The sequence below is a fragment of the Flavobacterium sp. ZB4R12 genome, assembly GCF_048276375.1.
Lineage (GTDB): Bacteria > Bacteroidota > Bacteroidia > Flavobacteriales > Flavobacteriaceae > Flavobacterium > Flavobacterium gawalongense.
This window is the reverse complement of record NZ_JBLNKS010000005.1, coordinates 123,053-143,711: the sequence shown is the minus strand read 5'-3', so window position 1 is coordinate 143,711 and position 20,659 is coordinate 123,053. Positions and strand designations below refer to the sequence as shown.

Here is a 20,659-nt window from a genome sequence, read left to right as displayed (position 1 = left end):
TTTTTATGCAAACTTATTCAAGGAAATTAAAGATTTGCCTCATTTTTGTTTTGTTAAGTATCAAGTCCTTTTCGCAGGAAAAAGATCTACATTATTTTATTGAAAAGGCACAAACCAATTCACCTTTAATTACCGATTTCAATAACCAAATAAAATCCGCTGCTCTTGATAGTCTATTGAACAAATCAATCTATAAACCTCAAATTACCGGAGACCTAAATGCAAATTATGCTCCAGTCATAAATGGATTTGGTTATGATGCAGCATTGAGTAATGGTCAATCAGTTTCGGGTTTGATCAGTATTAATCAAAAAATAATCGGGAAAAACCAAATAAATTCACAATCGGAAACTTTCAAATTGCTAAAAGATGGTTTGGTTTTGAATAAAAAAATAGCACAGAAAGATCTGAAAAAGCTAATTATTTCTCAATATATAACTGCTTCCGAAAGTTCTGAACAAATAGTTTACAACCAAAAAATGGCTACGCTTTTAAAAAATGAGGTCACAATACTAAAAAAATTAACTCAAAATTCAATTTACAAACAAACCGATTACTTAATTTTTAATGCAACAGTGAAGCAACAGGAATTAATCCTTTTACAATTAAAACATCAATACCAAAATGATTTGGCTTTACTGAATTATTTATCTGGAGAAACAGATACGACTTTCGTTGATTTGAAGAAGCCTGATATTGCATTGAAGAATATTAAAAATGAAGATAAAATTATATTTCTAAAACAATTTGAAGTTGATAGTTTGAAACTTCAAAATCAAAAAAAATTAATTGATAATATGTATAAACCATCATTAGCATTGCTTGGTGATGCAGGATACAATTCGAGTTTTGCTTATCAATCTTACAAAAACTTTGGCTTTAGTGTTGGTTTAGGATTATCAATTCCGATTTATGACGGAAACCAAAAAACGTTACAACATCAAAAAAATGATATTGCTATTGCAACTAGTTTGGCTTACAAAAACAATTTTAAAAAGCGATATAATCAGCAAATTTTAATCCTAAATCAGAAATTGAAACAAGTTGATGCTATTGAAGAACAATTACAATCACAACTCATTATTTCCGAAGCATTAATAGAAGCCAATAAAAAATTATTACTTACCGGTGATGCACAAATTACCGATTATGTTATTGCAATTGGCAATTTGATCACCATTAAAAATAATATTTCACAAAATAACAGCAACAAACTTCAAATCATTAACGAAATAAATTATTGGAGTTTTAATGAATAATTCAATGACGAAATCAATTCTATTTTTTGCCGTAATCTCGCTTCTTCTTATTTCTTGTAATGGAAAAAATGAGCCAGAAAAAGAAATTGATGCTAGCGTTCCTGTAACCTTAACTTCAATTGACACTTCAGCGATTGAAAGTTTTGTCGATTTGAATGCAACAGCAACTTACTTGGTAAAAAATGTTATAAAAGCAAATGCAACCGGTTACTTGAATTCGGTAAATGTTGCCGTGAACGATTATGTTTCTAACGGTAAAGTATTATTTTCAATAAAAACCAGAGAAGCAAAAGTTTTGGGAAATACAATAAATAAAATTGACCCAAGTTTGAATTTTGGAAATGCAATTCAAGTAAGATCAAATACAAATGGCTACATCACTTTTATCAATGTACAACAGGGAGACTATGTTCAAGATGGTGACCAGCTCGTTACAATTAACGATGCCAACAGCTTTGCCATCGTTTTAAGTCTACCTTACGAGTTGAAAAAACAAGTTCCAATTGGTAAAATATTTTCGGTGTTTATGCCTGACGGAACATCTGTAAAAGCAAAAGTTCAAAAGTTTATGCCAACAGTCGATGTAACTTCGCAAACACAAAGCGTCATTTTGAAAATTATTGGCAAACAAGATATTCCGGAGAATTTAATCGTAAAAGTCAGGATAGAAAAAGCCTCAAGTTCAAAAAACATTTCATTGCCAAAAGCGGCAGTTTTGAGTGATGAAACAGAAACTAATTTCTGGATAATGAAGATGATTAACAACAATACAGCTATAAAAATCCCTATAAAAAAAGGAATTGAAACCGAAGACAAAGTAGAAATTCTTTCGCCAAATTTAACTCGTAAAGATAAAATAGTACTTACTGGAAATTACGGAGTTGGAGATACTATAAAAGTCAAAATAGTTAAAAACGAATCAAGATGAATACTTTTTTTGTTAAACATAAAAACGGCTTAAGTTCTGTTGTTTTCCTAATCATTTTGGGTGGTTTTTTTGCCTATTCTAAAATGCAAACCAGCTTATTTCCAGAGATTACTTTTCCAAAGATAAAAATCATTGCCGATGCAGGCCAACAGCCCATCGATAAAATGATGATTACCATTACAAAACCACTCGAAAATGCTATAAAAAAAGTTCAGGATTTAAAAACCATTAGAAGTACGACTAGTAGGGGAAGTTGTGAGATTTCGGCTTTTATGGATTGGAAATCTGATATAGATTTGAGTAAAACAAGAATTGAGGCACAAATCAATCAGATAAAAAATAATCTTCCGCCAGATACGCAAATTACGGTAGAGAAAATGAACCCTTCTATTCTTCCTGTCATTGGCTATGCCATTGAGGGAAAAGGTAAATCATCAATCGAACTCAAAAAAATAGCCAACTTAACAATTAAACCTTTTTTGTCCCAAATAGGAGGTGTTTCTGAAATTAGAATTATTGGTGGCAAAGAAAAAGAATATTGGTTAACGTTAGACTTTGATAAAATGACAGCGCTTGGCATTACGCCAAATGCGGTTACACAGGTAATGAATGAAACTAACTTTATTAAATCTAATGGATATTTGTCTGATTATCGCTATTTGTATCTCACGATTACTGATGCACAAGTCAATAAGAAAGACGAATTAGAAAACTTGGTCATTCGCAACAACGGAAAAGGAATTGTCACTCTAAGAGACATTGCATCGGTAGAAATTCGCGAAGCCAAAGAATATATAAAAGTAAATGCCAACGGTAAAGAAAGCATCCTTGTAGCAGTCATAAAACAACCCAATTCTAATTTGATTTCACTTTCGAGTGCGATGAATGAAAAGTTGCAAGCATTAAAAAAAATCCTTCCGAAAGGAATTAGCATAAAGCCATTTTATGAACAAGCTAATTTTGTAAATGATGCAGTAAAAAGTGTCACAGATAGTTTGCTCATCGGATTATTATTAGCCATAATTGTTGCCGTTTTGTTTTTAAAATCAGTGAAAGCCAGTGTCACAATTCTGATAATTATTCCGGTTACTTTGGGACTCACCTTAATTATTCTGCATCTCACAGGACAAACATTCAACATTATGACACTTGGTGCGATAGCTGCGGCATTGGGTTTAATTATTGATGATGCGATTGTAGTTGTCGAGCAAATTCATAGAACTCACGAGGAACATCCTGATGAACCTACAGTTTCGCTTTTGCAAAAAGCAATTCATTATTTGTTTCCGGCAATGGTGGGTTCATCCCTAAGTACCATCGTGATTTTTTTCCCATTTGTATTGATGAGTGGTGTGGCGGGTTCTTATTTTAAAATATTAACCGATACAATGATTATTACTTTGGTTTGTTCATTTTTTGTAACATGGTTGTTACTGCCTGTTGTTTATTTACTGCTTTCCAAAAAAGAAAAAATAGATGCAGTGACCGAGAAACGAAACGAAATTCACGAAGTAAAAACTCAAAATTGGGTGGCTTACTTCATTGAAAGACCAATAATAAGTATAGCTTTTTGTATTGTTTTACTACTTTCAATTATACTAACAGTACCTAATTTAGAAACTGGTTTTTTACCGGAAATGGATGAAGGCAGCATTATTCTTGATTATGAAAGTCCTCCGGGGACATCATTGGAAGAAACTGATAGAATGCTTAATGAAGTAGAGAAAATTATAATTCAAATTCCCGAGGTAGAAGCCTACAGTAGAAGAACGGGTACGCAAATGGGATTTTTTATTACCGAACCCAATTTTGGTGATTATTTAATTCAATTAAAAAAAGACAGGAACAAAACCAGTAATGATGTTATTGATGAAATTAGAGCAAAAGTAGAAGCTACACAACCCGCTTTACGCATTGATTTTGGTCAGGTTATTGGTGATATGTTGGGTGATTTGATGAGTTCAGTGTCCCCAATAGAAGTTAAGATTTACGGGAATAATCAAGCTGAATTGCACAAAATTGCAAAGCAAGTTAATGCTATTGTTGAGAAAGTAAAAGGAACAGCCGATGTTTTTGACGGAATTATTTTGGCAGGACCATCCATAAATATTCAACCTAATTATTCCCAATTGGCACAATTTGGAATAACGCCAACCGATTTGCAATTTCAAATGCAAACTGCGTTAGAAGGAAATGTAATTGGACATTTATTGGAAAGCGAGCAAACAATTCCCATACGATTAATTTATCCTTACTCTGAAAAAAGGAGTTTAGAAGATATTAAAAAACTGCAACTGTTTTTACCTAACGGACAATCGATACCAATTACAAGACTTGTAAATATAAATGTGCAAAAAGGAATTGCAGAGATAGAACGAGAGAATCTTCAAACGATGAGTGTGGTAACAGGAAGATTAGATAATCGAGATTTAGGAAGTGTGATGCAGGAAATAAAAACTAAAGTAACAAATAGTATTCATCTTCCTAGTGGTTATTATATTGAATATGCTGGAGCTTACAAAGAACAACAACAATCTTTCAAAGAATTATTAATGATTTTAATAGCTTCATCGTTGTTGGTTTTTGGTGTTATTTTATTTTTATTCAGGGATTTTAGAGTAGCAATAATTATACTTTTAATTTCTGTTTTAGGAATTTCAGGAAGTTATATTTTGCTTTTCATTACAAAAACACCTTTAAATGTTGGAAGCTACACTGGAATTATTATGATTGTTGGGATTATTAGTGAGAATGCCATTTTTACTTTTCTACAATTCCGAGAAACTTTCAAGATTACCGGAAATGTAAATCAATCTTTAATTTACTCTATTTCAACCAGATTACGACCAAAATTAATGACGGCATTGGGCGCTATTATCGCTTTACTGCCTCTGGCTATAGGAATTGGAACAGGATCAGAATTGCATCAACCGCTTGCTATTGCTGTAATTGGCGGTTTTATAATCGCTATGCCTTTGCTGTTAGTGGTATTACCAAGTTTATTGTGTTTTGTTTTTAAAAATGAAAAGCACTTGTAATGTTTGACATAGTTTAGTGCCAAAAAAATAAAAGAATTCAAAATTAGTCTATAATTATAAAAAAAAATCTAATGTTAAAAATAATTCTATTTTTATTCTTTAGTATTGCAACTATAAATGCGCAACAAATAAAAACAGATACTGTTTCGAAAACAGATGCTCTGGGAAATTTAAAATTCAATTACAAACAGCTTATTATACCAGCTGTATTAATTGGATATGGTTTTATAGGCCTTGAAAGCGACCAGATAAAAAATTTTAATTCTGAAATTAAAGAAGAAGTAAATGAGCATATAGATGAGAAAATTACTATTGATGATTTCTCACAATATGCACCTGCGGCTTCGGTTTATGCACTGAATGCCGCAGGAATAAAAGGGAAAAATAATCTGAAGGATCGCTCAATAATATTGGTTACTTCTTATATCATCATGTCAACCGCTGTTTTAAGTCTTAAATCAATTACGAAAGTTCCAAGACCAGACGGTTCTGGAAATAATTCTTTCCCATCAGGCCATACTGCAACAGCTTTTGCCGGAGCTGAATTTTTATGGCAGGAATACAAAGACAAATCAATTTGGTACGGGATCTCAGGTTATGTTGTTGCCACAGGAACAGGGCTTTTCAGAATATACAATGACAGACATTGGCTAACAGATGTTGCTGCGGGTGCCGGAATAGGTATTTTAAGCACGAAAATTGCTTATTGGATTAATCCTTATATCAACAAAAAAATATTTAACACTAAAGAGAAAAACACCACAACATTACTAACGCCTTTTTATAATGGAAAGCAATTAGGTTGTGGTCTGGTGATAAATTTTTAAATATTTTTCTTCACACTTGAAAATTTGTGATTTAAGTATTTCAGAGGCTGAGGAAAAATATTTAAAAATTATTGAGAAGACACCTTTTGATGGTTCGAACATTACACCGCAAATTGCTTCTGAAGTTGTCTTTTTTATAAAAAAGATGGTTTTATTTGCTTTTTACAGGTAAAAAGGGCTTGCTTATTTATATAATAAACTGATTATCATGTATTTACAACATGATTCGAACCCCATTAACTATCATGCTGGGACATGTCGAACCAAATGCTAGAAATAATGTATTTTAAAGTATTAAATAGCTGATTATTAGTTATTTAAAACAGACACAGGGAGAGTCTTACTATTTTACATCTAAAATACAATAGAAATATTTACAAATTCAATTCCTAGCCATTTTACATATAACAACCTAATTATCAATTATTTATATATTAAAAAAAGGCAAAATACATAAAAAATGTATTTTGCCTTTTAAGTGAAGGCAGAAGGATTCGAACCTTCGACCGCCTGCTTAGAAGGCAGGTGCTCTATCCAGCTGAGCTATGCCTCCATTGCTCATGTAAAAAATCTAGTCGGGGTGGCAGGATTCGAACCTGCGGCCTCCTGCTCCCAAAGCAGGCGCGATAACCGAGCTACGCTACACCCCGAAGTGCAAAAATATTAAGCGGAGGGACAGGGACTCGAACCCTGGCATCGATTGCTCGATGACAGTTTAGCAAACTGCTCCATTACCACTCTGGCACCCCTCCAAGCTCAAAGAAACGTGTCCTGTTTTGCGGTTGCAAATTTAAGACATCTTTAGACTTCTCACAACTATTTGAGGTATTTTTTTTAATCTTTTTTGTCATTTTCACAAAAACACTTCACAATCAAACATATAGAATGAAAATAAATTTAAAAAAAGATAATGACATAATCTAAATTTGAAATTGTTTAAAAAAGATTAAATTTGCTTCATAAACCAACATTTTATAAGTTATGAACAAAAGAGTTGTTATCGTTTCTGCCGTTAGGACACCTATCGGAAGTTTTATGGGGGGATTATCTACAGTTACTGCTCCAAGATTAGGTGCGGTCGCAATAAAAGGTGCTTTGGAAAAAATAAAATTAGATCCAAATTTAGTTGACGAAGTATTTATGGGCAATGTAGTTCAGGCTGGTGTAGGACAAGCTCCTGCTCGTCAAGCAGCACTATTTGCCGGCTTACCAAATACGGTTGCCTGTACCACAATAAATAAAGTTTGTGCTTCTGGAATGAAAGCTGTTATGTTGGGTGCGCAAGCAATACAATGCGGAGATGCTGAAATTGTAGTTGCTGGTGGAATGGAGAACATGAGTTTAATTCCACATTATATGCATTTGAGAAACGGAACTAAATTTGGTCCTGCAACCATGATTGACGGAATGCAGAAAGACGGACTGACTGATGCTTACGACAACAGCGCTATGGGAGTGTGTGCTGACTTATGTGCTACAGAATATAATATTACCCGTGAAGACCAAGATAACTTCGCAATTCAATCGTATGAGCGTAGTGCAAAAGCTTGGGATTCTGGAAAATTTGATAATGAAATAGTTCCTGTAGCTGTTCCTCAAAGAAAAGGAGACCCTATAATAGTTTCTAAAGATGAAGAATTCACGAATGTGAAATTAGATAAAATACCGTCATTAAACCCTGTCTTTACCAAAGATGGAACTGTAACTGCAGCGAATGCTTCAACGATAAATGATGGTGCAGCAGCAGTAGTATTAATGACCGAAGAAAAAGCAATAGCTTTAGGACTAAAACCGTTAGCTTATATTAGAAGCTATGCTGATTATGCTCAAGAACCAAAGTGGTTTACCACAAGCCCTTCAAAAGCCCTTCCTAAAGCATTAAAAAAAGCAGGATTATCGATAGATGATGTTGATTATTTTGAATTCAACGAAGCTTTTGCTGTTGTTGGTCTTGCTAATGCAAAAATCCTAGAATTAGAAGACGATAAAATAAATGTAAATGGCGGTGCAGTATCTTTAGGACATCCGTTAGGTTGCTCTGGAGTAAGAATCATTGTTACTTTATTGAATGTTTTAGAACAAAATAATGGCAAAATCGGCGCTGCTGCAATTTGCAATGGTGGTGGTGGTGCTTCGGCAATTGTTATTGAAAAAGCCTAGATAATTATAAGTCATGAGTTACAAGTCTTGAAACTTGTAACTCATGATTCTTAACCATAAATTGACCTAAATGTTTGGAATTTGCAATCTAGCCATAATACCACTTCGCTTTGAACCCAGTGACAGAAGCGAAATCGTTTCTCAAGTTTTATTTGGCGAACATTTTGAAATTTTAGAACAGCTAAAACAATGGTCTCGAATCAAAATGCAATATGATGATTATGAAGGCTGGATAGATTCTAAACAATTCCAACTGATTTCCGAGTCAAGTTTCAATCAATTGTCTGAAGACGCAATCATTCTGAACGCTGATTTAATAGAATACATTACAGCACCAAATAATCTTTTAATCCCAATTCCATTAGGTTCATCTATATCATTTTTAAATTACAATGAAATCAACACTTCAAATTTTGATTTTGAAGGAACTAAAATCAGCGGTATCAAACCCAGAGAAGGTTTAATCAATACCGCTTTTTTGTATCTAAATGCTCCTTATCTATGGGGTGGAAAAACGCCTTTTGGTATTGATTGTTCCGGTTTTACACAAATGGTTTATAAACTCAACGGATATAAATTATTACGCGATGCGTCACAACAAGCAACTCAAGGAGAACCTTTAAGTTTTATTGAAGAAAGTGAACCCGGAGATTTAGCTTTCTTTGACAACGACGAAGGCAATATTATTCATGTAGGAATCATCATGGAAGACAATTATATTATTCACGCCAGTGGAAAAATACGAATTGACAGATTAGATCATCTCGGTATTTATAATCCCGAAACAAACAAGCATACACACAAACTTCGGGTCATCAAAAAAATCATATAAAAAAAACCTATCAAGAATTGTATTCGAGATAGGTTTTTTTTTAATCTTCAATAAGAATTATTACATTTTAGCTTTCAATGCTTTTTTCTTTTCAGTCATTTCTAATGCCCCATAAACGTTCAACAAAGTAGCTTTAACCTCATTATTTGATGGATCCAATTCACTCGCTTTTTCTAAATACGGTAAAGCATCCATAAATACCGCTTCTCGTTGTTTTTTAAGAACCAAATAACGCTTATTATCTTTTTCTGAGTTTCCTAATTTATTCATTTCCTCAAAAAGCTTTTTGTCAGCATCCAGTTTTAAAATCGCTAAATTAAGGTAAGCATTTACATAATCTGGTTTTATTTCAATGGCTCTTTTATAATATTTCTCAGCTTCAACGGTGTTATTAGCAGTAGTACTTATAACTCCTAAATTAAAAACCAAATCAGCATCATTAGGATTTTTTTCTAATACTTCAGAGATTAATTTTTTATAAGTATCAAAATCTTTTGTTTCTAAATACAAGTTAGCTTCTGTCAAAATCAACGAAGTGTCATCAGGATTTGCAACTCTAGCCTCAGCAATAGCTTTTTTAGCTTCTTCAGTTTTTCCATTTTGAACCAAAATAAGAGCCATATTTTTATATATCTCTCCTCTTTTTGAAGGAATAGCTTCAGTTCTTGGTTTTTCATGAGTTCCCAGTTTCACCATTCTGTCTCTTTCTTGAGCTGTTGCAAAAACATCTTCTTCACTTGATAATTTATTCACCGCAAAATAACTCGTTCCCTTTCCAGAATAATTTAAGTTTTTCAACTCCTCATATAACTTAAGAGCCGAATCATATTCTTTAGCATTCACATAAGTAGAAGCTGCATAATATAAATTAAGAGTATCTTTTTTATCTAACAAATAAGCATCATATAATTTTTTAGCGCTATCCGAGTGTTTCTCTATTTTTGAATCTGCTATCGCACTATTAATTAATTTAAATTTTATCTGTGTAATTGATGTAGCTGCCTGAGTAGAATACTTAACTTTTCCAGAAGTCTGTTCAACAGCAATCAAATCTTGATATGCTTTTGCAGCAAGAGAAAGATTCGTATTAGTATCAACATTTTTATTTGCTAAGTCTAATAAAGCATTTCCTTTTACAAAGAAAAATTGTGCTTTTTCAGCATCTGTAGCATTAGTAATCAAAGATTCAGCTCCTTGCAAAATTGTTGCAGCTTCTTGAGAATTTCCGCCTTTCAATGCTTTTTCGGCAGCTTTAATTTGATCTTTTTGAGCAAAAGTAGCTACTGATATCAATAATGCTGATGCAAGTATTACATATTTACTTTTCATAATTTCTTGTTTTTGTTTAATAATTATTCTTGTTTACATTCTTATTTTTATGCTTCATCATCAGAATCGTCGTCTTCAGCATCTTCTTCAGCCTCTTCACTCTCTTCAGAATCTTCCTCATCATCTTCTTCCTCAGTTCCTTCATCTTCAAGAACTTCTAATACTGGCTTAACTCTTTCGATAGCTTCAGATTCAATAACATTTCCGTCTTCATCAACCACCACTTCAGCTACATCATCTTTCATTACTTTTGTAACAGCAGCTATAGAATCATTTCCTTTGATGTTAATCAACTTCACTCCTTGCGTAGCACGTCCCATAACTCTCAAATCTTCGACAGCCATTCTGATAGTCAATCCAGATTTGTTGATAATCATTAAATCATCAGCATCTGTAACTGCATTTATCGAAATCAGTTTACCTGTTTTCTCAGTAATATTTAAGGTTTTAACTCCTTTACCACCACGATTTGTAATTCTGTATTCGTCAAGGCTAGAACGTTTTCCGTATCCGTTTTCGGCAACAACTAAAATTTCGCTGCTCATATCATTTACAGTAACCATGCCAATAACTTCGTCAGTATCATCTTTAAGGGTAATTCCACGAACTCCAGAAGCTGTTCTTCCCATTGGACGGGTTTTAGTTTCTTCAAAACGAACTAATTTACCAGATTTCACAGCCAAAATAATTTGACTTTCTCCATTGGTTAATTTTGCTTCCAATAATTCATCGCCTTCTTTGATAGTGATTGCCGCAACTCCATTTACCCTTGGTTTAGAATATTTCTCTAAAGATGTTTTCTTAACCTGACCTTTTTTGGTCACCATAATAAGGTTATGGCTGTTGATATACTCTTTGTCTTTTAAATCTTGGGTACAGATAAATGCTTTTACTTTATCGTCACTTTCAATATTCACTAAATTCTGAATCGCTCTACCTTTAGCGGTTTTACTTCCTTCTGGTATTTCATAAACACGCATCCAGAAACATTTTCCTTTTTGGGTAAAGAACATCATATATTGGTGATTCGTTGCCACAAACATGTGTTCTAAGAAATCTTGGTCTCTTGTTCCAGCACTTTTTTGACCAACTCCTCCTCTATTCTGCGTTTTGTATTCTGTAAGATTTGTACGTTTAATATATCCTGCATGCGAAATCGTAATTACCACATTTTCATCAGCAATTAAATCTTCAATACTCACATCACCACCTGAATATTCAATTACAGAACGACGCTCATCTCCATATTTTTCACGAATTTCAGTCAATTCTTCTTTAATTAAAGCAATTCTCAAGTTTATGTCTGCTAATAAAGCTTTCAAATGCTCGATTAACTTCATGATTTCATCATATTCTGTTCTTAACTTATCTTGTTCCAGACCTGTTAATTGTCGCAAACGCATTTCTACAATTGCACGAGATTGAATATCGGATAATTTGAATCTTTCGATTAATTTTTCTCTTGCTTCTTCTGTACTTTTTGAAGCTTTGATTAAAGCAATTACTTCATCAATATTATCAGAAGCAATAATTAATCCTTCTAATATATGCGCTCTTGCTTCCGCTTTTTTCAATTCAAATTGCGTTCTGCGTGTCACCACATCATGACGGTGTTCGATAAAATAATGAATCAAATCTTTTAGATTCAACATTTGCGGACGCCCTTTTACAATTGCAATATTGTTTACACTAAACGAAGATTGTAATTGCGTGAACTTATAAAGTGTGTTTAAAACCACGTTTGGTGTCGCATCACGTTTTAAAATATAAACGATACGCATCCCGTTTCTATCCGATTCATCTCGGATATTTGCAATTCCATCAATTTTTTTATCATTTACCAAATCAGCCGTACGCTTAATCATATCGGCTTTATTGACTTGATAAGGAATTTCGGTAACGATAATACATTCTCTTCCGTCAACTTCTTCAAAACCTACTTTAGCACGCATTACAATACGTCCTCTACCGGTTTTGAATGCTTCACGAACTCCTTCATAACCATATATTATACCACCAGTAGGAAAATCCGGTGCTTTGATATGCGTCATCAACTCGTCAACTTCAATATCATTATTATCCATGTAAGCCAATGTACCATTGATTACCTCGGTTAAGTTGTGAGGCGGCATATTTGTTGCCATACCTACTGCAATTCCTGTTGCACCATTTATTAATAAGGTAGGAACACGAGTTGGCATAACTGTTGGCTCTTCTAGTGTATCATCAAAATTCAATTTAAAATCAACCGTTTCTTTATCTATATCCGCCAAGATTTCTTCCGAAATTTTACGCATTCTAGCCTCTGTATAACGCATCGCTGCAGGACTATCGCCATCTACAGAACCAAAATTACCCTGACCGTCAATCAATAAATAACGCATACTCCATTCTTGTGCCATACGAACCATAGCATCATAAACAGAGGTATCACCGTGTGGGTGGTATTTTCCAAGAACTTCCCCGACAATTCTTGCGGACTTTTTGTGGGCAGATCTGGAGTTAACTCCTAAATCATGCATTCCAAATAATACTCTTCGATGTACTGGTTTCAAGCCATCTCTAACATCTGGAAGTGCTCTGGATACAATTACAGACATCGAATAATCGATGTAAGCTGTTTTCATTTCATCTTCAATGTTAATAGGAATTAACTTTTCTCCTTCAGACATAAGTTGTTATATTAAAAAATTATATTAGTTTCAAAACGTGCCAATATACGGCTTTTTGAAATTTTTAAACCTATTTTAACCTACTTATTTCAATGATTTATTAACAAATTTTGCTTTGGTTTTAGTTAATAAAATAAGTGGCTTTTTGCCTATATTCCCCATATTTTTTTGTCTATTAGCTGACAGCACTTGTTAAGGGAATGATTTTTGTTTTTCAATTACTAATTCACTAAATTTACGATATCAAATATATATTATGGATGATAATTTTTCACCAAGAGTAAAAGATGTTATTACCTATAGCAAAGAAGAAGCTTTGCGATTGGGTCATGACTTTATAGGAACTGAACACTTGATGCTGGGTATTTTAAGGGATGGAAATGGAAAAGCAATTCAAATACTGAATAACCTATCTGTCGATTTAGATCATTTACGCAGAAAAGTAGAAATCCTAAGCCCCGCAAGTCCAAGCGTAGACGTTAATGTTGAAAAGAAAAACTTACACTTGACACGCCAGGCAGAACGAGCGTTGAAAACCACTTTTCTTGAAGCAAAAGTATTTCATAGTTCGTCAATTAGTACAGCACATTTATTGTTATGTATTTTAAGAAATGAAAACGATCCAACAACCAAGCTATTGAATAAACTTAAAATTGATTATGACGTAGCTAAAGAACAATACTTAAATATGACTCCAAGCGAAGAAGAATTTTTAGAAAACTTGCCAAGAAGCGAATCGTATAATGACGATTCAGGACAAGATGACAGTCTTAAAGAAGGTGCTTTTAACAATCCTGCTAATAAATCAAACAAAAAATCTAAAACACCTGTTTTAGATAATTTCGGTAGAGATTTAACTGAAATGGCCGAAGAAGGAAAGTTAGATCCTGTTGTAGGACGTGAAAAAGAAATTGAACGTGTTTCTCAAATTTTGAGCCGTCGCAAAAAAAATAATCCACTACTTATAGGGGAACCTGGAGTGGGAAAATCAGCTATTGCTGAAGGTTTAGCTCTGCGAATCATCCAAAAGAAAGTATCACGAATCTTATTCAACAAACGCGTTGTAACATTAGATTTGGCGAGTCTTGTTGCTGGAACAAAATACCGAGGACAGTTTGAAGAGCGCATGAAAGCAGTTATGAACGAATTAGAAAAGAATGACGATATTATTCTTTTCATAGATGAAATTCATACTATTGTTGGAGCTGGTGGCGCAACGGGTTCATTAGACGCATCTAACATGTTCAAACCTGCATTAGCAAGAGGAGAAATTCAATGTATTGGTGCTACAACGCTTGACGAATACCGTCAATATATAGAAAAAGATGGTGCATTAGAAAGACGTTTTCAAAAGATAATCGTAGAACCAACATCTGTTGCAGAAACCATTACGATTTTGAATAATATCAAAAATAAATATGAAGATCACCACAACGTTACTTATACACAAGAAGCAATTGAAGCTTGTGTGAAATTAACCGACAGATATATGTCTGAACGTTTCTTGCCGGACAAGGCTATTGATGCATTAGACGAAGCAGGTTCAAGAGTACATATTACCAATATTGAAGTTCCAAAACAGATTTTAGATCTGGAACGTCAATTAGAAGATGTTCGGGAATTGAAAAACGTTGTTGTTAAAAAACAAAAATACGAAGAGGCCGCTAAGCTTCGTGATGACGAAAAAAAGATCGAAAAAGATTTAGCAATTGCTCAGGAACAATGGGAAGAAGACGCTAAAAATAATCGAATTGAAGTTACCGAAGACAATGTTGCCGATGTGGTTTCCATGATGACTGGAATTCCGGTAAATCGTATTGCACAAACTGAAAGCAATAAATTAGCTAAACTACCGGAACTTATTGAAGGAAAAGTTATTGGACAAAAAGAAGCGGTAATGAAAATTGCCCGTTCCATCCAAAGAAATCGTGCTGGATTAAAAGATCCAAACCGACCAATTGGTTCCTTTATTTTCTTGGGGCAAACTGGTGTTGGTAAAACTCAATTAGCGAAAGTATTGGCAAAAGAATTATTCGATTCAGAAGATGCATTGATTCGTATTGACATGAGTGAATACATGGAGAAATTTGCAATTTCTCGTTTAGTTGGTGCGCCTCCGGGATACGTTGGATATGAAGAAGGTGGTCAATTAACAGAGAAAGTAAGAAGAAAACCATATTGTGTTGTATTATTGGATGAGATAGAAAAAGCGCATCCTGATGTTTTCAATATGTTATTGCAAGTTCTTGATGACGGTTATTTAACGGATAGTTTAGGCCGAAAAATTGACTTTAAAAACACTATAATTATTATGACTTCCAATGTTGGAGCCAGACAATTAAAAGATTTTGGTCAAGGTGTTGGTTTTGGTACCGCCGCTAAAGTAGCTCAAGCAGATGACAATTCGAAAAGTATCATTGAAAATGCATTGAAAAAAACGTTTGCACCGGAATTCCTTAACAGAATTGATGATGTAATTGTGTTTAATGCTTTAGAAAAACATGATATTGATTTGATTATAGAAATCGAATTGAAAAAATTATATGCCCGTGTTGCTGAATTGGGTTACCAATTAAACCTTTCGGATAAAGCCAAAGCTTTTATCGCTGAAAAAGGATTTGATAGACAATTTGGTGCAAGACCATTAAAAAGAGCTATTCAGAAATATGTTGAAGATGCACTTGCCGAAGAAATTATTACTTCAAAAATTACTTCAGGAGACGAAATTTTCATGGATATAGAGGATGGAGCACAAGAACTGACCGTGCAAGTTCATAAAGCTGGCGAACCAACGAATCCATAAATACTTCTAGTATAACACGAACTAAACCCGTTACGTTTTTATAACATAACGGGTTTATTCTTTATACAAATTCAACATTTTTTAAAAACAAATATTTACATTTGATTTTTTAAAAAATGGTTAAATAAAATCAGTTTATGTCTCAAAACAAAGTTATCCTGGGTAGCGAAGAATGGTGTTCATTTCCAGAATTAGGAATTCCAACTATTAAAGCGCGCGTTGATTCAGGTGCAAAAACATCTGCATTACACGCAATAAATATTGCCCCTTTTATCAAGGATGATGCAAATTGGGTAAGGTTTGATATCAATCCTATTCAGAATAATCTAAAAACGGTAATTCATTGTGAGGCACCTTTAGTTGATAAGCGTTTTGTAAAAAGTTCCAGCGGATTTAGAGAACAACGCTATGTTATTCAAAGTAATCTAAAAATTGGAGACTCTAAATGGCCTATTGAAATGACATTGACCAATAGAGATTCCATGGGTTTTAGAATGCTTTTAGGTCGTGAGGCGATGAGTGGAAGAGTTCTTGTAGACCCGGAACAGAAATATCTTTTGGGACAACCAACCTCCGACAGTTTGAAAGAACTATATAAAAATTCTGAAAAAGCCAGCTCTGGTTTACGCATTGGCCTTTTAGCCAGCAACCCCGAATTGTATAGCAACAAACGTATTATGGAAGCAGGCGAAATGCGTGGTCACGAAATGCATTTTTTGAATATCAAAGAATGTTATATGAAGCTGGATGCAAAAACACCGGAAATTCATTACCGTGGAGGGAAAATATTAAATCAATTTGATGCTATTATTCCAAGAATTCGTCCAAGTATAACCTTTTATGGCTGTGCTTTAACGAGACAGTTTGAAGCCTTGAATGTGTTTTGTTTAAATTCTTCTAATGCAATTACCCAATCACGCGATAAATTATATTCCTTACAATTACTCTTACATAGTGGAATTGATATACCTACAACAGGATTTGCAAATTCACCTTTGGACACGGACGATTTAATAAAAATGGTTGGAGGCTCTCCTTTAATTGTTAAATTACTCGAAGGCACACAAGGGAAAGGTGTTGTATTAGCCGAAACCAAAAAAGCAGCAGAAAGTGTTATTAACGCTTTCAAAAGTTTAAATGCCAATATATTAGTTCAGGAATTTATCAAGGAAGCCAACGGTAAAGACATTCGTTGTTTTGTAATTGACGGAAAAGTAGTAGCTGCTATTCAACGGGAAGCAATGCCAGGCGAATTTAGGGCTAACATCCATCTTGGAGGAACAGCTTCAGTCATAAAAGTGACAGCTGAAGAAAAACGGATAGCCATAAAAGCTGCAAAAGCAATGGATTTGAAAGTAGCCGGCGTTGATATAATTCGTTCTTCAAAAGGACCATTATTGTTAGAAGTAAATTCTTCGCCTGGATTGGAAGGAATTGAAGGAGCTACTAATAAAGATATTGCGGGCGAAATGATAAAAGCCATCGAGAAAAACTTTAAGCTAAAATAGTTTTCAGTAGCAGTTTTCAGCTTGTCGATCGATTTTAAGTGAAAACTTCAAACCTTAAACAAAAAAATAATGAATCCTTATATCGATATCATCATTCGCAGTACCGCCGTTTATTTTTTTATGGTTATTGCTTTGAGATTTTTTGGAAAGAAAGAATTATCACAACTCAATACTGCTGATGTCATTCTAATATTATTAATTAGCAACTCCGTTCAAAATGCTATGGTTGGTAACAATACTAGTCTTTACGGAGGTTTGGCTGCGGCAACTGTACTTTTTATTATTAATTATATTTTGAAAAAATTGATGTTTAAGTACCCGAAATTTAGTGATTTCATGCAAGAAAAACCAGAGATTTTAATTCACGATGGAAATCTGGATTTTAAGGCATTAAGCAAATTAAACATTTCTTCCGATGAATTAAAAGAAGCCATGCGCGAACATGGAATTGAATATTTTAAAGACGTAAAACTGGCTATGCTTGAGATTGATGGAAATATCAGTATTATTTCTGATATAGAAAATCTTCGCCAAACCCATTATAAACGAAGACGTATTCATAAAAATTTAGCTGGAATAAACTAGATGTAAACCAGCTCAAAAATATTTTTATAGTAATACGTAACTATAAGCCTGAAATAATTATGCTCGATTCATTCAAAACATACTTTCAATCCAAAACCAATCTAACGGACGAGCAATTCCTTTCGATTACAGGCACGTTGCAATCCAAAAAAGTAGAAAAAGGTGCTATCCTACTCCATCAGGGAGCTATTTGCCACCACTCCTTTTTTGTTTCTAAAGGATTATTGCGTTCCTATACCATTGACGAAACTGGCAAGGAACACATCATTCAATTTGCACCGGAGAATTGGATTATTTCGGACAGAAGCAGTTCTTATTTTAACGAACCTTCCGAATTGTTTATTGATGCCATTGAAGATACGGAAATTGTTTTTATCGATAAAAATTTCATTGATGCCGCAGCCGAAATTAGTATTTCTTTTCGACAACAGGACAATATTGCTTTGCACAATCACATTCGCCAACTTCAAAAACGAGTGAACCTTTTACTGGGAGCAACAGCTGAACAACGGTATTTGGATTTTATAACTATTTACCCGAAGCTTACTTTACGTATTCCACAATGGATGATTGCTTCCTATTTAGGCATTACACCAGAAACATTAAGCAGGGTTCGCAAGGAATTAGCCAAAAGAAATTTTAAGCGGTATTAATTCCTTACCCATTCATTTCTTATTCTACATCAATGCATCTGATTTTAATCCGTAGTAAATTTGTACTCTAATTTAAATAAGATACAAAAATGAAAACAAAAAACGTCGAACTTGTATTGGCACCACCTCCTCCACACATGGTTGGTGACGGATTTAGAGTACATAACTTTATCCCGAGTGGATATCATTTGGATATGAAAAGAATGAGTCCGTTCATCATGATGGATTATAATTCTAAATTTTATTTTCCGCCAACGGATCAACCCAGAGGCGTAAGCGTTCACCCACATAGAGGTTTTGAAACCGTTACGATTGCCTATCACGGAAAAGTAGCGCATCATGACAGTTCGGGAAATAGCGGTATCATTGGCGAAGGTGATGTACAATGGATGACTGCTGCTTCAGGAATTTTACACAAAGAATACCACGAAGCTGAATTCAGCAAAAATGGCGGCGATTTTCAAATGGTGCAACTTTGGGTTAATCTTCCTGCAAAGGACAAAATGTCAACACCAAAATACCAAGGAATTACCAATGACCAAATCAATAAATTCGAACTTCCTGAAAATGGGGGCGTGATTGAAGTTATAGCGGGACAATACGAAAATGTTAAAGGTACGGCTTCAACATTCACTCCTGTACATTTACTAAATGCCAAATTAAATAAAGGAGCAAAAGCATCTTTCAATTTTCCAGCGAATTATAATACAGCATTATTGGTAATTGAAGGAAGCGTAAAAGTTAATGATATCGAAAAGGTTCCTGCCGACCATTTTGCACTATTTGAAAACGAAGGCGAAGAATTTACCATTGAAGCAACTGAAAATGCAATAGTTTTAATTTTAAGTGGTGAACCCATCAATGAACCCATTGCAGCACACGGACCGTTTGTAATGAACACGGAAGCCGAAATTATGCAAGCATTCAATGATGTAAATATGGGGAAATTTGGTTATTTGGAAGAGTAATTTTCTTGCAGTTTTAACACAAAGCCGAATAATAAATACTGCCGCAAAGACACAAAGACGAAAGGAAAATAAGTTTCACAAAATTTAAAATTTTAATTTAATTCCAATAAATTAAAAAGGTTAAGGCTTAGTGTCTTTGTGGCAAAAAATAAAGGTATTTGTAGTATCTCAGTAGTTATATTTCCTAAATTTATTGTTTAAAACAAAAAACATGTCAAATATCAAATTGATAATAGAAGAACGCCCAAGCAATATTGGTAACTTTATGGTTGGGCGGTTACTTCCCTTTCGAGAAAAAAGAATGGTTGGACCGTTTGCATTTATTGACCATATGGGACCTACCTGCATGAGTGATTACGAAAATTTAGATGTTCCGCCACATCCACATATTGGGCTTTCGACTTTGACCTATTTGTTTGAAGGAAGCATTATGCACAAAGATAGTTTGGGAACTGAAATGGAAATCAAACCTGGACAAATCAATTGGATGACCGCAGGAAAAGGAATTGTCCATTCGGAACGAACCCCCGCGTATTTACGCAGTTCCGATAAAATGCTACACGGCCTTCAAATTTGGGTCGCATTACCCAAAGCATTGGAGGAAATGGAACCTTCGTTTTTCCATGTCCCAGAAGATCAAATTCCAGAATGGAAAACGGATAACATTGCTTTCAAACTTATAGCTGGCGAAGTGCTTGGCAAAAAATCACCCGTTCCCGTTTACAGTCCGCTTTATCTTTTAGAACTAAAAAGCACTACCCGTCACACGGTGACTATAGGCAAAGACTTATTTGGCGAAAGCGCTTTATACATTTTAGAAGGAAGTATAGAAAGTGAAGGTACCGTTTTTGGACCAAAGCAAATTTTGATTGCCAAAGACAGTAAACTCTGCACCTTCGATATGACAGAAAACACAACCATTTATATTTTTGGAGGAGAACCTTTCCCCGAAGAAAGAATTATCTATTGGAATTTTGTCGCTTCAACCAAAGAACTGATTGAAAAAGCAAAAGAGAAATGGTTGGCACAAACTTTTGATAAAGTTCCGGGCGAAAGTGAATTTGTTCCACTTCCGGAGCAAAATAAAAAATAACAAT

14 protein-coding genes and 3 tRNA genes are annotated in these 20,659 nt (G+C 34.2%); 12 read left to right on the top strand and 5 right to left on the bottom strand.

Annotation, left to right across the window (positions count from 1 at the left end; genetic code table 11):
* The first annotated feature begins 5 nt into the window (after positions 1-5).
* The 4 genes from ACNO7W_RS05180 (at position 6) to ACNO7W_RS05165 (ending at position 6,052) form a co-directional block, all read left to right on the top strand.
* Positions 6-1,259, top strand: coding sequence for a TolC family protein (locus ACNO7W_RS05180; protein ID WP_417937293.1), 1,254 nt, complete (start codon positions 6-8; stop codon positions 1,257-1,259).
* Between the two features lie 4 nt (positions 1,260-1,263).
* Complete coding sequence (locus tag ACNO7W_RS05175; protein WP_417937292.1) at positions 1,264-2,187, top strand: efflux RND transporter periplasmic adaptor subunit; 924 nt, start codon at positions 1,264-1,266, stop codon at positions 2,185-2,187.
* Positions 2,184-5,225 carry an efflux RND transporter permease subunit gene (locus ACNO7W_RS05170; protein WP_417937291.1) on the top strand — a complete coding sequence of 1,014 codons (3,042 nt, stop codon included), beginning with the start codon at positions 2,184-2,186 and terminating at the stop codon, positions 5,223-5,225. Before ACNO7W_RS05175 ends, ACNO7W_RS05170 begins: the two co-directional genes overlap by 4 nt.
* A 71-nt stretch (positions 5,226-5,296) precedes the next feature.
* Positions 5,297-6,052, top strand: a complete 756-nt coding sequence (locus ACNO7W_RS05165) for a phosphatase PAP2 family protein (protein ID WP_417937290.1) — start codon at positions 5,297-5,299, stop codon at positions 6,050-6,052.
* Between the two features lie 479 nt (positions 6,053-6,531).
* On the opposite strand, the gene ACNO7W_RS05160 is transcribed toward ACNO7W_RS05165, so the two are convergent.
* The 3 genes from ACNO7W_RS05160 to ACNO7W_RS05150 all read right to left on the bottom strand — a co-directional run bounded on the left by ACNO7W_RS05160 (position 6,532) and on the right by ACNO7W_RS05150 (position 6,804).
* Positions 6,532-6,605 (bottom strand) — tRNA-Arg (locus ACNO7W_RS05160).
* A gap of 22 nt (positions 6,606-6,627) precedes the next feature.
* Positions 6,628-6,702 (bottom strand) — tRNA-Pro (locus tag ACNO7W_RS05155).
* Positions 6,703-6,720: 18 nt separating this feature from the next.
* Positions 6,721-6,804: transfer RNA gene (locus ACNO7W_RS05150), tRNA-Ser, on the bottom strand.
* Between the two features lie 229 nt (positions 6,805-7,033).
* Between ACNO7W_RS05150 and ACNO7W_RS05145 the strand changes: the two genes are divergently transcribed.
* Positions 7,034-8,212: an acetyl-CoA C-acyltransferase gene (locus ACNO7W_RS05145; protein WP_417937289.1), complete on the top strand. Its 1,179-nt coding sequence runs from the start codon at positions 7,034-7,036 to the stop codon at positions 8,210-8,212.
* Between the two features lie 70 nt (positions 8,213-8,282).
* Positions 8,283-9,044, top strand: coding sequence for an NlpC/P60 family protein (locus tag ACNO7W_RS05140; RefSeq protein ID WP_417937288.1), 762 nt, complete (start codon positions 8,283-8,285; stop codon positions 9,042-9,044).
* Positions 9,045-9,104: 60 nt separating this feature from the next.
* Here the strand turns inward: ACNO7W_RS05140 and ACNO7W_RS05135 are convergent, their stop codons facing one another.
* Together ACNO7W_RS05135 and gyrA are read right to left on the bottom strand one after the other, a co-directional pair.
* Positions 9,105-10,373: a tetratricopeptide repeat protein gene (locus ACNO7W_RS05135; protein WP_143387817.1), complete on the bottom strand. Its 1,269-nt coding sequence runs from the start codon at positions 10,371-10,373 to the stop codon at positions 9,105-9,107.
* A 47-nt stretch (positions 10,374-10,420) separates the two neighbouring features.
* The gene (gene gyrA / locus ACNO7W_RS05130) at positions 10,421-13,045 is read right to left on the bottom strand and encodes a DNA gyrase subunit A (protein ID WP_417937287.1); all 2,625 of its coding nucleotides are present in this window, start codon (positions 13,043-13,045) and stop codon (positions 10,421-10,423) included.
* 256 nt (positions 13,046-13,301) lie between these two features.
* Between gyrA and ACNO7W_RS05125 the strand changes: the two genes are divergently transcribed.
* From ACNO7W_RS05125 to ACNO7W_RS05100, 6 genes are all read left to right on the top strand, one after another.
* Positions 13,302-15,848 carry an ATP-dependent Clp protease ATP-binding subunit gene (locus tag ACNO7W_RS05125; protein ID WP_143387815.1) on the top strand — a complete coding sequence of 849 codons (2,547 nt, stop codon included), beginning with the start codon at positions 13,302-13,304 and terminating at the stop codon, positions 15,846-15,848.
* Between the two features lie 137 nt (positions 15,849-15,985).
* Complete coding sequence (rimK, locus tag ACNO7W_RS05120; protein ID WP_417937286.1) at positions 15,986-17,356, top strand: 30S ribosomal protein S6--L-glutamate ligase; 1,371 nt, start codon at positions 15,986-15,988, stop codon at positions 17,354-17,356.
* A gap of 69 nt (positions 17,357-17,425) precedes the next feature.
* Positions 17,426-17,941: a DUF421 domain-containing protein gene (locus ACNO7W_RS05115; RefSeq protein WP_417937285.1), complete on the top strand. Its 516-nt coding sequence runs from the start codon at positions 17,426-17,428 to the stop codon at positions 17,939-17,941.
* 56 nt (positions 17,942-17,997) lie between these two features.
* On the top strand, positions 17,998-18,594 hold the full coding sequence (locus ACNO7W_RS05110; RefSeq protein ID WP_417937335.1) for a Crp/Fnr family transcriptional regulator: 597 nt from the start codon (positions 17,998-18,000) through the stop codon (positions 18,592-18,594).
* An 89-nt stretch (positions 18,595-18,683) separates the two neighbouring features.
* Positions 18,684-19,562 carry a pirin family protein gene (locus ACNO7W_RS05105; protein ID WP_417937284.1) on the top strand — a complete coding sequence of 293 codons (879 nt, stop codon included), beginning with the start codon at positions 18,684-18,686 and terminating at the stop codon, positions 19,560-19,562.
* A 211-nt stretch (positions 19,563-19,773) separates the two neighbouring features.
* Positions 19,774-20,655 carry a pirin family protein gene (locus ACNO7W_RS05100; RefSeq protein ID WP_417937283.1) on the top strand — a complete coding sequence of 294 codons (882 nt, stop codon included), beginning with the start codon at positions 19,774-19,776 and terminating at the stop codon, positions 20,653-20,655.
* Positions 20,656-20,659 lie beyond the last annotated feature (4 nt).

Coding starts and splice junctions, on each gene's coding strand:
- ACNO7W_RS05180 (WP_417937293.1), top strand. CDS start 6: ATGCAAACTTATTCAAGGAAATTAAAGATTTGCCTCATTTTTGTTTTG.
- ACNO7W_RS05175 (WP_417937292.1), top strand. CDS start 1,264: ATGACGAAATCAATTCTATTTTTTGCCGTAATCTCGCTTCTTCTTATT.
- ACNO7W_RS05170 (WP_417937291.1), top strand. CDS start 2,184: ATGAATACTTTTTTTGTTAAACATAAAAACGGCTTAAGTTCTGTTGTT.
- ACNO7W_RS05165 (WP_417937290.1), top strand. CDS start 5,297: ATGTTAAAAATAATTCTATTTTTATTCTTTAGTATTGCAACTATAAAT.
- ACNO7W_RS05145 (WP_417937289.1), top strand. CDS start 7,034: ATGAACAAAAGAGTTGTTATCGTTTCTGCCGTTAGGACACCTATCGGA.
- ACNO7W_RS05140 (WP_417937288.1), top strand. CDS start 8,283: ATGTTTGGAATTTGCAATCTAGCCATAATACCACTTCGCTTTGAACCC.
- ACNO7W_RS05135 (WP_143387817.1), bottom strand. CDS start 10,373: ATGAAAAGTAAATATGTAATACTTGCATCAGCATTATTGATATCAGTA.
- gyrA (WP_417937287.1), bottom strand. CDS start 13,045: ATGTCTGAAGGAGAAAAGTTAATTCCTATTAACATTGAAGATGAAATG.
- ACNO7W_RS05125 (WP_143387815.1), top strand. CDS start 13,302: ATGGATGATAATTTTTCACCAAGAGTAAAAGATGTTATTACCTATAGC.
- rimK (WP_417937286.1), top strand. CDS start 15,986: ATGTCTCAAAACAAAGTTATCCTGGGTAGCGAAGAATGGTGTTCATTT.
- ACNO7W_RS05115 (WP_417937285.1), top strand. CDS start 17,426: ATGAATCCTTATATCGATATCATCATTCGCAGTACCGCCGTTTATTTT.
- ACNO7W_RS05105 (WP_417937284.1), top strand. CDS start 18,684: ATGAAAACAAAAAACGTCGAACTTGTATTGGCACCACCTCCTCCACAC.
- ACNO7W_RS05100 (WP_417937283.1), top strand. CDS start 19,774: ATGTCAAATATCAAATTGATAATAGAAGAACGCCCAAGCAATATTGGT.